The organism is Dyadobacter sp. CY326 (assembly GCF_021390515.1).
GTDB lineage: Bacteria > Bacteroidota > Bacteroidia > Cytophagales > Spirosomataceae > Dyadobacter.
Map to the genome: position 1 here is coordinate 1 of NZ_JAJUXI010000011.1, position 13,301 is coordinate 13,301.

Here is a 13,301-nt window from a genome sequence, read left to right on the forward strand (position 1 = left end):
AAAAAAGAAAACCGCTACAAGAATAACCTTGCAACGGCTTTGTGAGTATTAATTAAACTAATCTAAAATCTGTATCGCTATCTTAGGACTAGTCATTTTTTCCAAATAACATCACCCCCGCAACGCCTCAATCCCCACCACATCCTTCACCAACCCCTTACCAAGCACCCGATTCCCATCCTCGGTAATCACCAAATTATCCTCCACCCGAATCCCCGTAAAATCCCTAAACTGCTCCAACTTCCCATAATCTATAAACTCAGAAAGCTTATTCTCCGCCTTCCAGCGATCAATTAATGTTGGGATAAAGTAAAGGCCAGGCTCAACCGTTAGCACGAAACCGGGTTCCAAGGCTCGGCCTAAGCGAAGGGATTTCCAGCCGAAGGTGGTTCCTTTGATGAGGTCGTCTGTGTAGCCAACGTATTGTTCGCCGAGGTTTTCCATGTCGTGAACGTCTAGGCCCATCATGTGGCCGAGGCCGCATTGGAAGAATAGGGTGTGGGCGTCGTTTGCAAGTGCTTCCTGCGGATCGCCTTTAATAATGCCTACTGATTTTAGGCCTTCCAGTAATTTGGTTGATGCTAATGCATGCACGTCTTTGAACAAAACGCCTGGTTTGCATGCTGCGATTGCTGAAACTTGTGCATTAAGGACGTTCTCATACATTTCTTTCTGAATGCTGCTGAACTGCTTTCCTGCGGGAATGGTGCGCGTGAGATCACCGCAGTAATGCATGGCGGTTTCGGCTCCGGCGTCGCATAATGCCATTTGGCCGTCCTTGATAACGTAGTCGCGGGTGTGCGTGTGTAATGTTTCTCCGTTGACGGTCAGGATAATAGGGTAGGAAATGTCGCCGCCTCGCGCGATGGCAATGCTTTGTAACTTTCCGGCGATGGCTTTTTCCGTCATGCCCGGGCGGGTTGTGCGCATGAAATCCAAGTGCATGTCAATAGACGTGTTGACTGCTTTTTCGATCTCCGCAATCTCTTCTGCTGATTTGTATGAACGCATGGAAACAATGGCCTTAATCAGCTTTACAGAAGCACGTTGCGGAGCTTCGGCAGGCGAGATTTGCAGCCATTCCTGCAATTTTAATGTATGCTCTGCACGGTAAGGGGGCAGGAAATGGACTTCTTGTTTTCTATTCTGAATGTCTTTTAAATATCCAGCAAGCGCCGAAAGGGATTTCACCTGCGTAACGCCTACTTTTGCGGCTTTTTCAGTAAGCGGTTCCTGGTAACCCGTCCAGACAATATCATCAATCGTCAGTTCATCGCCAAAAATGATTTCCTGATCATTATTAATGTCAATAACGGCATGAATCGACGCAATGTCCAGCCCGAAATAATATAGAAAAGTGCTGTCCTGGCGAAACGGATAAGTATTATCCCGATAATTCATCCCGGACTCTTCGTTGCCTAAGAAAAGAATAAGGCCGCTTCCAACTTTCTGTTTTAATATCTGACGGCGTTGCTTGTAAGTTTCTGTTGAGAACATAATGATGTGGCTTTCGGCCGTCAGCGGTCGGCTTTCGGCTGTGTTTGTCTATATCAAAAGAACGTTTTGATGAATGATTTTAATTTACTTATTTGAAACGTCTATTTATTTAACACACTATAAAAATCATAATGACTACAAAGAAATTACCTCTTTTTCATCACCACCGTTTTCTGGACGAAGCTGGCGATACAACTTTCTATGGCAAAGGTAACACGCCAATTGTTGGTAACGATGGCGTTTCGAAATGCTTTATCCTTGGAATGTTGAAAATATACGAACCCTTGGACGTTGTAAGGCAAAAAGTCATCGATTTGCAATCCAAAATCGCCCAAGATCCTTACTTCACTGGAATTCCCAGCATTCAAAAAAGGAAAGATAAGATGGGATTCTATATTCATGCGAAAGATGATATTCCGGAAGTCAGGAAAATGGCGTTTGACTTGATCAAAAGCGTTGATTGTAGTTTTGAGGCCATTGTAGCAAGAAAAATATATACCCTTTATCAAAGCAAGCATAATGGTAGAGAAGCGGAGTTTTACGCCGATTTAATGTCCCATTTGCTAAAAAACAAACTTAATAAATATGATAGCCTGGTGCTGAACATTGCACATCGATCGCAATGTACGACACATGCTAACCTGCAAAAAGGATTGGACAAATCAGTCGAACGGTCAAAAACAAAAGCTCCGGATAAATCGAATAACTGCTGGGTGGTTTTCAATGTCCAGCAACCAACAACGGAGCCGTTGCTCAATATTGCAGACTACTTCTGCTGGGCAATTCAACGAGTTTTCGAAAAAGGTGAAACGCGTTATTACGATTATATCAGCGATCAAATCGGTTTGATAATAGATCTGTACGATTTTGATAAATATAGGCTTGAAGATGGGAGAGCAGGAAACTATTATGGCCGGAAAAACAAGCTCACAAAGTTGAATTTTATCCCATAAAAAAAGCCCGTAAGTGCACTAAGAAGGATACCCTTCAACGGCGTGGAGCCGACCTTCATGCATAACAGGCTGATACAAAGATCAAAAAATAATTACAGAATACAAAAAAATCCTGCTCACCAACAAGTCGTGGGAGCAGGAGCTTATTACCTAACCTATTTGAGTTCTTTATTAGTATCCCGGATTTTGTTTCAGGTTTGTGTTTTTGTCCAACTCTGTTTGCGGAATTGGAAACAACGCCCGTTGCTGTGCTTGCGGACGGTGGTTGAACCACTTTTTGGTTTCGTATATACCAAACCGTATCAAATCCTGGCGGCGGTGGGCTTCGGCTGCGAATTCCCAGCCTAGCTCATCCAAAAAGCGTCCGAATTTCACATCGTCTCCGCCCTGGCGTTCGGTGATGGTGCCGTTCACTGCCTGGAAACCGTAATTGTAGCGACTGCCTTTTGCCAGATCAGCTGCGGTTACAGTGGCTTTTGCAGGGTTGGCTTTGAATGCGCGTTTGCGGACTTCCGTTACGATGGTTGCTGCGTCGGCTGCTTTGCCTGTGCGCAGCAATGCTTCTGCTTTGATCATCAGCACGTCGGCATAACGAAGCAGTGGGAAGTCATTGTCCAAGCTGCCGGTTGCGTTGGGTTTGATTTTGTATTTTCCAATGCGATAACCGTCTGTGGAAGCTGTTTTTTCAATGCTGGGGACGGTTTTTGAATAAGTGATCACGACGGCTCCCGTTGTTGCATTTTTCTGCGGGCCCATGATCCAGGTGTCGGCCAGGCGGCCGTCTTCGGCGTCGTAGGTGTCGATAAATTGCGGCACGGCGCAGTTTCCGCCCCATGGACCGGCGTTCATCGGATACACGGTGCGGCTCAATGGGTCGAGCGTTTTCATGTGGATCTGGTTGCCGGTTCCATAAATTTCATCGTAAGGGATTGCGAAAATGATCTCTTTGGAATTGAAATTGGTCCAGGTGAAAACATCCGAATAGTTGGCATCTAATGCGTATTTGCCGCTTTTGATTACATCATCAGCTTGCGCAATCGCCTTTTCCCATTCAGGCGTTCCGGTGTAAACTTGTGCATTCAAATATATTTTTGCTAAAAGCGCTTTTGCGCCCCATTTGTTAAGCTGTCCGTAAGTGGTGGACGCGTTTTCGCTAAGGTTAGGCATCACTTCCAGCAGTTCTTTGACCACAAAATCATACACTTCCTTGCGTGTGTTTTGTTTTGGCAAAGAAATATCCTTGAAGTCAGTCACAATGGGCACATTGCCGTGATTATCAAGCAAAAGATAATAAGCCAATGCACGCACAGCCCGGAGCTCAGATTCCAGTTCCACTTTTCCCGTCGTTAAAGGAATTTCACCTTCTGCAATTTGAGATAAAACACGATTTGCTGTAGTAATGCTGCGGAATGAGCTTTGCCAGGCATTTTCCGGCTGCCATTGGAGCGAAGTCCAGGTGTGCTGGTGCATCCGGCGATACGTTCCGCCATCGTCCCAGCCATTTGGGCGCACGGGCGTTACAATGGCGTCGGCTGCTTCTTCCTGCAAATCGAAATAGCCCTGCCAGCCTAACATTAATCCGCGAAGGGACGAATAAACAGGCGCTACGATTGCTGGAATGTCCTTTTCGGTTGGCTGATAAGTGCTCGACAAAACCTCTGAGTAAACCTGTTCTTCCAGGTCGGTGCAGGAGTAGAGCGTGGCCGCACCCATCATGGATGCGAGTATGATGTATATTTTTCCTTTGTTTTTCATTTTGTCAAAAATTGGCTGTGGATCAGAATGTTACACTTAGGCCTGCTGTGAATGTCCGCGTTGTCGGATATTTGTCGCGCTGGTCGCTTCCGGGAGCAAAACCCGTCATGTCTACGCCTTCGGGGTCAATTCCCGTGTAACCTGTAATGGTAGCGAGATTCAGTCCCGAAACAAAAATGCGGGCGTTTTTTAAGCCTTTCAAAACGGTGTTTGGCAAAGTATAGCCGAATGTTACGTTGTCAATTTTCCAGTAATCGCCCTTTTCAATGTAATTGGAAACATACACCAGATCATTGTTCAGCACTTTGCCGTCGATCGGATCGTAAGCTGTGCTCAGCATGTTGTAAGCCTTGTTTTTTGGATTATTATAAAACATGCTCTGGAAATTAAGAATGTCAAATCCGAACGCGCCGCGCATATTTACAGCCAAGTCGAAGTTTTTGTAACGCACCGAGTTATTCCAGCCCATGACGTGTTTTGGAATCCCGTTGCCGTAATACTGACGATCTTCCGGTGTTGCATTGGCGATAGGAATGACCTCGCCGTCTTTGTTTTCAACCAACCAGGCACCTTTTTCATCAAGGCCAACACTTTTCCAAACGAAAAACCGTCCGATAGGCTCGCCCACTTTCACGCGGTGCGTGGAAACCTGGATAGGCTCGCCGGTGTAACCCGCATCGAAAAAGTCATTGGATGCTTCGAATTGGTCATTGGAAAGACTCACCAGTTTGTTTCTGTTGGTCGAATAAGTGAAACCAGTGTTCCATTGCAGGTTAGCAGTTTGAATGGGCACAATGTTCAGCAACACTTCCAAACCTTCGTTTTTCATCGTTCCTGCATTGATCAGCATCGAATTAATCAAGTAAGGAGGAACCGGAACGGGGAAATCGTAAAGCAGATCCTTCACCTTGCGGCTGTAAAAATCAACCGAGCCGTTGATCCTGTTTTTCAAGAAACCGAAATCCACACCGGCATTGATCTCCTCTTTTTTCTCCCAACGCAAATTAGGGTTGAAGTTACGTGCCGGAACAAAACCAGGAACCCATTTTCCGCCAATAAAAGCACCTTCCGTACGCGTAAAATTGTAGCTGATTTGTGACAAATACGGATCACTCGCAATGGTTCCCGTGACACCAATCCCCGCTCTTAACTTAATTTCAGAAACGCCTGTAAGCCCTTCCATAAAACGTTCCTTGCTGATTCTCCAACCCACGGAAGCCGCCGGGAATGTTCCCCATTGATTGTTAATCCCAAATCTGGATGAACCTTCGCGACGAACGCTCGCCATGAACAAATATTTCTCGTCCAAACTGTAAGTCAAACGACCAAAGAAGCCTGCGAGCTGCCATTTGTTCTTGCTGCTTCCCATTCCAGCCTGTCCTTTTTGCAAAGCGCCGCCCGCGCCGAGGTTGTTCCAGTCATAAGCGTCCGTTGGGAAATCCCAGTTGCTTGCGCTGAATGCCTCGTAGGTTGCGTCCTGCCAGCTGTAACCGCCCAGCAATGTAAAGCGGTGTTTACCAAATGTTTTGGCATAATTTCCAGTGAATTCCAGCAGGTTTTCGTTGTTCGCGTCGGTGCTTCTGAATGCAGTTGCATTTTGGTTGCTAAGGCGCGTTGCCGTGTGGTTAAATGTTGTAGAACCGCCCTCGAGGGTGCTGTTCTGCACATTTGAAACCAATAATTTAAAATTCAAATCGGCAATCGGCGCATAATCCAGACTTCCACTCATCCGCATTTCTTTGAACTTGGCTTCATAGTTTGATTCGTTCAAAAGCGAGACCGGGTTTTCGTAAAAATAACCGTCTCTTTCCTGCCATGCGCCTGTTTCTGTTCTCACGCGGTCCGTTGGATTTCGGATCATTGCCTGGCGATAAGCATAGCCATAAGCCGCGTCATTATTCGCAGGTGAGACCGCTCCGTTGGACGAAGTAATGCGGTTAATAATCTGAATGTTTGTTTTTAATTTGTTATCAAACATCGCGTGATTGAGGTCGGCGCGGCCGGTAAAGCGGTTTTGTCCTGATCTCAAAAAGATCCCTTCCCAATTCCTGTAATTCACTGATCCTGTAAAATTTGTCGTGCTGTTTCCGCCAAAGAATGTCAGGTTATGGTTGTGGCTTACAGGTTTTTGTGTGATCTCATCCAGCCAGTCGGTGTTGCCGCCGAAGTCCTGATAATCAATGCCTTCGCTGATTTTTCTACGGTAATCATCGCCTGTCAGCAGTTTAGGTCTGCGCGCGATAGTTTGAATGTTCACGTAATTCGAATATTCCACGCTTGACCGCGAAGTGTTGTTGCGGTTTTTACGCGTGGTGATCAAAATTACACCGCCCGTTGCCCGCGTTCCGTAAATCGCAGCCGCAGATCCGTCTTTCAAAACGTCCACAGACTCAATGTCTTCCGGCGCAACAGTGTTCAATCCGCCTGGAATCCCATCGATCAAAATTAAAGGCGCAGAGGTTCCGTTAATAGAGTTAATCCCGCGCAGGTTAATTTGCGTATTCGAAGTAGGCGAGCCGCTGGGCGTTGTAATGCGCAAACCAGCCACTTTTCCCTGGATCAATTGCGCCGCATCGCGCACGGTTCCTTTTACAAAATCCTCCCGCTTTATGCTCGCAACCGAACTGGTAATGTCGCCTTTTTTCTGCGTTCCATAACCAATCACGACCACTTCCGAAAGCTGTTTTTGGTCCGAAGCCAGCTCAATGTTAAAGTCATTCTGGCTGCCCACAACAAGCTCCTGACTGGTGTAACCAATGTAGCTGAGAATAAGCGTTGCGTCTTCTGGAACGGTCAGTTTGAATTTTCCTTCGGTGTCTGTGGCTGTTCCAATGGTATTATTTCCCTTTACAATAATGGTCACGCCGGGCAACGGATTTTTGTCTTCGGCGGAAACCACTTTTCCGGTAATCTGGCGGTCGGCTGCCTTTGCGGTGGCTGGCAGGAAAAGCAGCACGGCCACACTGCAAAGCAGGTAACAGGCCACTTCCTGAATAAGTCTGGATAATTGTTTATTCATGTGTCAAAAGTTAGATGGTGATAAAATTTTAGTTAGCTGGGTTACTTACTGCACTTTCATGATTCCATTCATAATCCGCCAATGGCCCGGGACGGTGCACAGGAAAGGATAATCGCCGGGTTTTTCGGGGGCAATGAAAACAAGCGTTGTACTTCCCTCCGGACTGATCAACTCAGTCGAATGAAGGATTTCTGGCATTTTTGGAATGTAATTCAATTCAATGGCATTGCTTTCCCGGGCGAGCAAATCGGCAGCCGCACCCACTTTTTCCAGACTTCCCTGCGCGGCGATAAGCAGGTTATGCTGCATAAAATCAGGGTTAGTAAAGCGGATCGTCACTTTTTGTCCGGGTTTTACAGTGAAAGTTTTTTTATCAAATTTCATCTCATGCTCAATCACTTTCAGGTTAACCGTGATCGGGCTTCCTTTGCCTTTTCCAATGGCTTCCGGCTTTGCAACTGGCACTGCTGAGGCCACTTTTTTCTCTGGTTTATCTTTTGAAACCTGGTTCAATTGCATCGTGCTTTTGACATCCAGCCAGCCTCTTAACCTGAAATTTTCAGGATAATCGCCTACTCGGTTTTCATCACGCAAGTCACGTCCGAGGCGAATGTCGTCTGGATTGAATGGTTTGGCGAAAAGCGATGCGGCTCTGCCCTTCACCGGCGTTTCGTCCTCAATGGCCAATGTCATTTCGCCGCCTTCCGACAATGTTGCAACCGCATCAAAGCGCTCAGCGGGCAACTTTTGGTTTGAATAAATGTCATAAGCTTTGCCATCCTGTTTGATCAGCCAATGCAGTTTTCCCTCATTCATATAAAGACTGTAACCATTCTCCTTGTTGCCCTGCGACGTGATTACGCCCGATAATTCCTCATCCGATTTGGTAATAATGGCCTTAATGGTGATTTCTTTGTTGGCAATGTCCGGTGGGAAAATCGGCGGCGACCAGAGATTGAGTACATAAGTTTCCTGCACTAAACCACGTTCAATGCGAGCGGTTAATGTGGAATCTTTAAGTTTTGCGGCTGCATTTTTAAAACCGGCTTCATGCTTGATCACGCCTGAGAAAATAGCCTGCTGCAAATATTCATCCGCAGCATTTTCCGAATCCTGACCAGCCAGATAAAGCATTTTTCCAATTTCCTCAGAAGCCGGCAAATCGGTCAGCGCTTGAATTGCGGCGAGCCTAACTTTCAAATCTGGATCATTCAATGAGTTCGTCCATTTCAATGCAGAAAGCGTTTTATCGTTTCTTGGCAAAAGTTTCACTGCATTCTTGCGAACGCCGGCAGCCGGATGCCGCACCGCACGAACCAGCGCGTGATAAGCTTCTTCATTAGAGCCATCCAGCGCACCCAATCCTTGTAATGTCCAAAGCGCATGCACGGCGGGACTGTTTAAGCCAATTTCATCCACAGACGGATCATTAACCTGCTTAATCAGCTCGGGAATCAATGTTGTGTGCTGCGCTTCCACGATCAATCTTTGCGCTGTGGTGCGCCAGAACATGTTGTCATTTTTCAATGCTGCCAAAAGCCCCGCCTGATCGTTTTTGTCCAGTTTTACCGGTTGATAAGGTTTTGCATTTTTATAAACGACCCTGTATATACGTCCGTGTTTGTTGTCCCTCAGCGGGTTGATGTAAGCATTGCCTTTTCCGTTTTCAAAACCGCGCGGTGTAGGATTATGCTGAATGATGAAACTATACCAATCCGCCACCCAAACGGCTCCATCCGGCCCCACTTCCGCATGTACGGGCGAGAACCATTCGTCCGAGCTGGCCAGCAAATTGAAACCATTTTTCTCCTTATAACCTGCGCCTTTTGGTTTCAATATGGCCTGATAAAGCAAGCGGCCCGTCGGTTCGCAGACAAATGCGGTTGCGTTCCAATATTGTTTAGGGAAATTTCTCGCTGTATAAAGGTTATGACCTGCTGCAGCCGTGAAGCCGCCATGAAAATCCACCTGGCGCAATGCAGGCGTCATATAGTTCATGTCATAATGTGAATCGAGCTTGTAAACGGTGTTACCCGAGCCATCCGCGACGGAGCGTTTTACATATTCCAATGGCATCGCGAAATGTCCGCTGTAATTGCCGTTGGCTGTTGAAATAAACACTTCAAAATCTTCCGAAAAGCCCAGTCCCCAGGTGTTGTTCGACGTCCGGCCAATGTATTCCAGATTCTTGCCATCCACATCAAATGTGTAAATGCCCTGACTGAAATTCACCGGCTTGTCATTCACCGTTCCGCGGTAACCTGCATATCCCAGCACGCCCCAGATCTTGTTATCCAGCCCATATTTCAAATTGGAAGGTCCGGCGTGCGTGTCGCTTTTGCCCCAGCCGCTGATGATGTTTTCGCGCACGTCGGCTTTGTCGTCGCCGTTCGTGTCTTTGAGGAAAATGAAATGCGGGGCTTGGGCTACGATGACGCCGCCGTTGGCAAATGTAATGCTGGTCGGAATGTTCAGGCCGTCTGCAAAAACGGTAAACTTATCTGCCCTGCCATCATTGTTTGTGTCTTCACAAATCTTGATCCGGTCCTTTCCGGTTCCGTCTTCGGTTCTGATTTCGTTTGGATAATCTTCTGTTTCAATGATCCACAAGCGGCCTTTTTCGTCCCAGGCCATTGCAATGGGTTTTACAATGTCGGGTTCGGAAGCAAATAATTGTAAATCAAAATCAACCGGAACCTGGATCAGTTTTGCAGATTCTGTTGGTGAAAGCGGAAGCTGGAATTTTGGCGCCGGATCGCGTTTTTCGTAGTTTGGAACGTCGGCATCCTTGAATTCGGGCGTGGGCAGTTTCAGGCTTGCATACGCTGCTTTTGCCTCATCATTAATCGCCCACAACACGCCATTCAGCACCAGATCGTGAAATCCTCTTTGTTTCCAGGTGCGCTCATCGTGCCCGTATGCGGTGTAAAACACGCGGCCTTTTCCCTGCGTCCGCACCCAGGTCCACGGCTCGCGATGCGTGCCTTCCACACGTTCCTGCAAAATGTTAATATCCGGATTGATCTTCGCGTGTACATAAGTTTCATCCCAGGTTTCAAACTCCTTCAAACCCGCCATCACCGGATGATTTGGCTGTGTAATAGGCGCAGTGAATGTCCCGTAGTCATGCGTGCTGAATTGCGCGCCGACTGCTTTGATATACCAATCCGAATTTTGAAAACAAAAAGAAGCCGCATGCAAAGGGATCAATGCCTTGCCACCTTCGACGAAATCCTTCACCGCGGTTTCCTGCGCATTAGAGATCACATTATGGTTGGCATAGATCATTAACGCATCATATTTCGCTAGATTCTCTGTATTCAAAGAGTTGAGATCCGATGTGTAAGTCAGGTTAATGCCTTTTTGGAACAAAGGATGCGCCAGCATGGGAAAGAATTTTTCCGAATAATGATGCTTGCTGTCGTGGCCGAGGAACAGGATTTCAATGCGCCGACCTTCACTGGATTTTACTTGAACATTCGTTCCAGATTTCCTAGTGCAGCTGTTGATGAAGAGTAAGCATGTCAGTATGAGTAGTATTTTTTTCATTTTGAAAAGGCAAAGTTTTCCTGTCTGGATGTTTGCAATTTTTGCAATCCATTACACCGTTTCCGGCCGGTTCTGATCTATTTTACTGTGGTGTTAGGTCTGTTTTATTTCTTTTCGGAGGCGTTACCCCCAATAATTTGTTTACAAAAAAGTCCCTCTTTTTCCTTCTTCCGTAAGTCCCGCCGTCGCTGTGGCCCATCCCCGGCACCACCAGCAATTCAAAATCTTTGTTCGATTTGATCAATGCATCCGCCACGCGGTAAGTCGATTCGGGCGGCACATTCGTGTCCGCTTCGCCTACGATCAGCAGCAGGTCGCCCTGCAATTTGGTGGCGTTGGTAATGTTGGATTGTTCGTCGTAATGCTTGCCGACGGGGTAACCCATCCATTGTTCGTTCCACCATTGTTTGTCTACACGGTTATCATGACATCCGCAGGCGGAAACCGCAGCATCGTAAAAGCCAGGATGAAAAAGCAAGGCACCCAGCGAATTTTGCCCGCCCGCGGAAGTGCCGTAAATGCCCACTCTGGTCGAATCAATGTAAGCGTATTTTGAAGCCAATGCTTTCATCCAGGCTATGCGGTCCGGAAAACCGGCATCAGCCAGATTTTTCCAGCACACATCGTGAAATGCTTTGGAGCGGTTGGCCGTGCCCATGCCGTCCATTTGCACCACAATAAATCCAAGCTCGGCCATGCTCTGCATTTCGCCATAAGAACGGAATGCTTTCGGCACAAACGAATCATGCGGACCGGCGTAAATGTTCTCGATGATCGGGTATTTTTTAGTCGGATCAAATTTGCTTGGACGATACACAATGCCCCAGATATCCGTTTCGCCATCGCGTCCTTTGGCCTTGAAAATCTCGGGTAACTGAAAGCCCAATGCCAGATATTGTGAAATGTCGGCCTCTTCCAGCTTGGTAACCAATGAGCCATCCGCCGTTTTCCGCAGCTCAGAAACCGGCGGGCTCATCATCGTTGAGTAAGTGTCAATGTAGTAAGTGCGGTCGGGTGAAAAAGTGAGCTGGTGCGTTGCTTTCGCATGATCCGTCAATTTTACTAGTCCGCTGCCATCGAATTTGATTCTGTAATAATGAATGTGATATGGGTCTTCGTCCGCATTCATGCCGCTTGCCCGAAACCAGACTTCACGTTTTTGGGTGTCAATGCTGTCAATGTCGCGAACCACCCAGTTGCCTATTGTAATCGGATTTTTGATCTTGCCTGAAAGCTCATCCACCAGATATAAATGCCGCCAGCCATCTTTTTCAGAAGACCAGATAATTTCGTGTTTTTCGGGTTGGTAATGCGTGTAAATCAGGTTTTGGTAAATAAATGTTTCCGTTTTTTCGTCAATCACATTCCGCGTTTCGCCCGTTGCCGCGTCCACATCAATCACCCGGAAACGCTGATGCCCGCGGTCCACTTTTTCGTAAGTAAAATGCGTGTTATCCTCATGCCGCCAACGAATCACCGGCGCCTCGAAAAAGTCGATCATGTCCGATTTGACTTTGGTCAATGCCTTTGTCTCGACATTCACCACAAACATTTCATAAGACGTAAATTCATCTCCCGGCTGCGCATAACCACGCGTTTTCACCTCGCCGCGCGTCGTGTTGGGCAGGGACGACATAATGATGCTGATCTGCCGTTCTTCATGCGGCGTAATGCGGTAAGCAACAATGTATTTCCCATCCGGCGACCAGCTGAGTTGGCCAAAAGGTTTCAGCGGATTTCCTTCAAATGTGAGCTGCTGAGCATCTTTTGCTTCTTTTTTGGTTAAATAAATATTGCCGTTTCGGATGACAGCGGTCAGCTTTTTGTCCGGCGAAGTGCTGTCCGCCCGGAACGGCCTCCACCGACTTATGGCACGCGTCCAGCCTATTTCTTTTGGCCGTTCGATGGGCAGTTTATCCAGCTTTTTGGCGGTCTTGGTTTTTGTATTAAATGCAAACCATTTGCCTGTTGTCTGCACAAAAAGGGTTTGATTTTTAGGGTCTGAATAAATTTCGCTGAGCAATAATTTATCGGCCGATAATGTGGAATCGAGTGCTTTCGAAAGTGCAGTTGCCAGCTCTTTTTTGTCCAGTGGATTTGTCTTTTTACCGGTTGTTGGATTTACAAAAACATATTCTGTAAGGCTGTCTTTCAACACGTTTCTATACCAAAAAGCATGTCCGTCTGATTGCCAGGTAGGCTGGATGGTTGCTTTCAAGATCGTCCCTTTTGTCAACGAATCCATGAGCTCCATATGCTTATAGGAAGCCGTGATTTCCGCCGCATCAGGATGGTAAGGAGACAATGCAGATTGTTGTGCAATGCTTTTTTGAGCAAACATTATGACCGTGGCGCCGACAAAAAAGGCCAGCAGACGAAGCTTTTGACTGGTAAAACGCACCATACTAAGAGAGATTAACTTCAATTTCGTATGGGTAAAATTACCCTTCTGGGTTGCAATAAACTTCGTTATAATTAGCGCCTTTTTTACCGATATTAACTTATTTCAGTCTTAGATTTTGCTTTAA

The 13,301-nt window shown here is 46.8% G+C and carries 6 protein-coding genes; 1 reads left to right on the plus strand and 5 read right to left on the minus strand.

Features of this window, described 5'->3' with window-relative positions; genetic code table 11:
- Positions 1-111 precede the first annotated feature (111 nt).
- Complete coding sequence (locus tag LZG73_RS20765; RefSeq protein ID WP_233854231.1) at positions 112-1,497, minus strand: aminopeptidase P family protein; 1,386 nt, start codon at positions 1,495-1,497, stop codon at positions 112-114.
- A 131-nt stretch (positions 1,498-1,628) separates the two neighbouring features.
- Between LZG73_RS20765 and LZG73_RS20770 the strand changes: the two genes are divergently transcribed.
- Positions 1,629-2,450: a DUF3800 domain-containing protein gene (locus tag LZG73_RS20770; protein WP_233854233.1), complete on the plus strand. Its 822-nt coding sequence runs from the start codon at positions 1,629-1,631 to the stop codon at positions 2,448-2,450.
- Between the two features lie 171 nt (positions 2,451-2,621).
- On the opposite strand, the gene LZG73_RS20775 is transcribed toward LZG73_RS20770, so the two are convergent.
- From LZG73_RS20775 to LZG73_RS20790, 4 genes are all read right to left on the minus strand, one after another.
- Positions 2,622-4,205, minus strand: a complete 1,584-nt coding sequence (locus tag LZG73_RS20775; protein WP_233854234.1) for a RagB/SusD family nutrient uptake outer membrane protein — start codon at positions 4,203-4,205, stop codon at positions 2,622-2,624.
- A 22-nt stretch (positions 4,206-4,227) separates the two neighbouring features.
- Complete coding sequence (locus LZG73_RS20780) at positions 4,228-7,224, minus strand: SusC/RagA family TonB-linked outer membrane protein (RefSeq protein WP_233854235.1); 2,997 nt, start codon at positions 7,222-7,224, stop codon at positions 4,228-4,230.
- Positions 7,225-7,269: 45 nt separating this feature from the next.
- Positions 7,270-10,773, minus strand: a complete 3,504-nt coding sequence (locus LZG73_RS20785) for a PVC-type heme-binding CxxCH protein (protein WP_233854236.1) — start codon at positions 10,771-10,773, stop codon at positions 7,270-7,272.
- An 82-nt stretch (positions 10,774-10,855) separates the two neighbouring features.
- Entirely contained in the window at positions 10,856-13,177 is a 2,322-nt protein-coding gene (locus LZG73_RS20790) for a S9 family peptidase (protein ID WP_233854237.1), read from the minus strand.
- Positions 13,178-13,301 lie beyond the last annotated feature (124 nt).

Coding starts and splice junctions, on each gene's coding strand:
- LZG73_RS20765 (WP_233854231.1), bottom strand. CDS start 1,497: ATGTTCTCAACAGAAACTTACAAGCAACGCCGTCAGATATTAAAACAG.
- LZG73_RS20770 (WP_233854233.1), top strand. CDS start 1,629: ATGACTACAAAGAAATTACCTCTTTTTCATCACCACCGTTTTCTGGAC.
- LZG73_RS20780 (WP_233854235.1), bottom strand. CDS start 7,224: ATGAATAAACAATTATCCAGACTTATTCAGGAAGTGGCCTGTTACCTG.
- LZG73_RS20790 (WP_233854237.1), bottom strand. CDS start 13,177: ATGGTGCGTTTTACCAGTCAAAAGCTTCGTCTGCTGGCCTTTTTTGTC.
- LZG73_RS20785 (WP_233854236.1), bottom strand. CDS start 10,773: ATGAAAAAAATACTACTCATACTGACATGCTTACTCTTCATCAACAGC.
- LZG73_RS20775 (WP_233854234.1), bottom strand. CDS start 4,205: ATGAAAAACAAAGGAAAAATATACATCATACTCGCATCCATGATGGGT.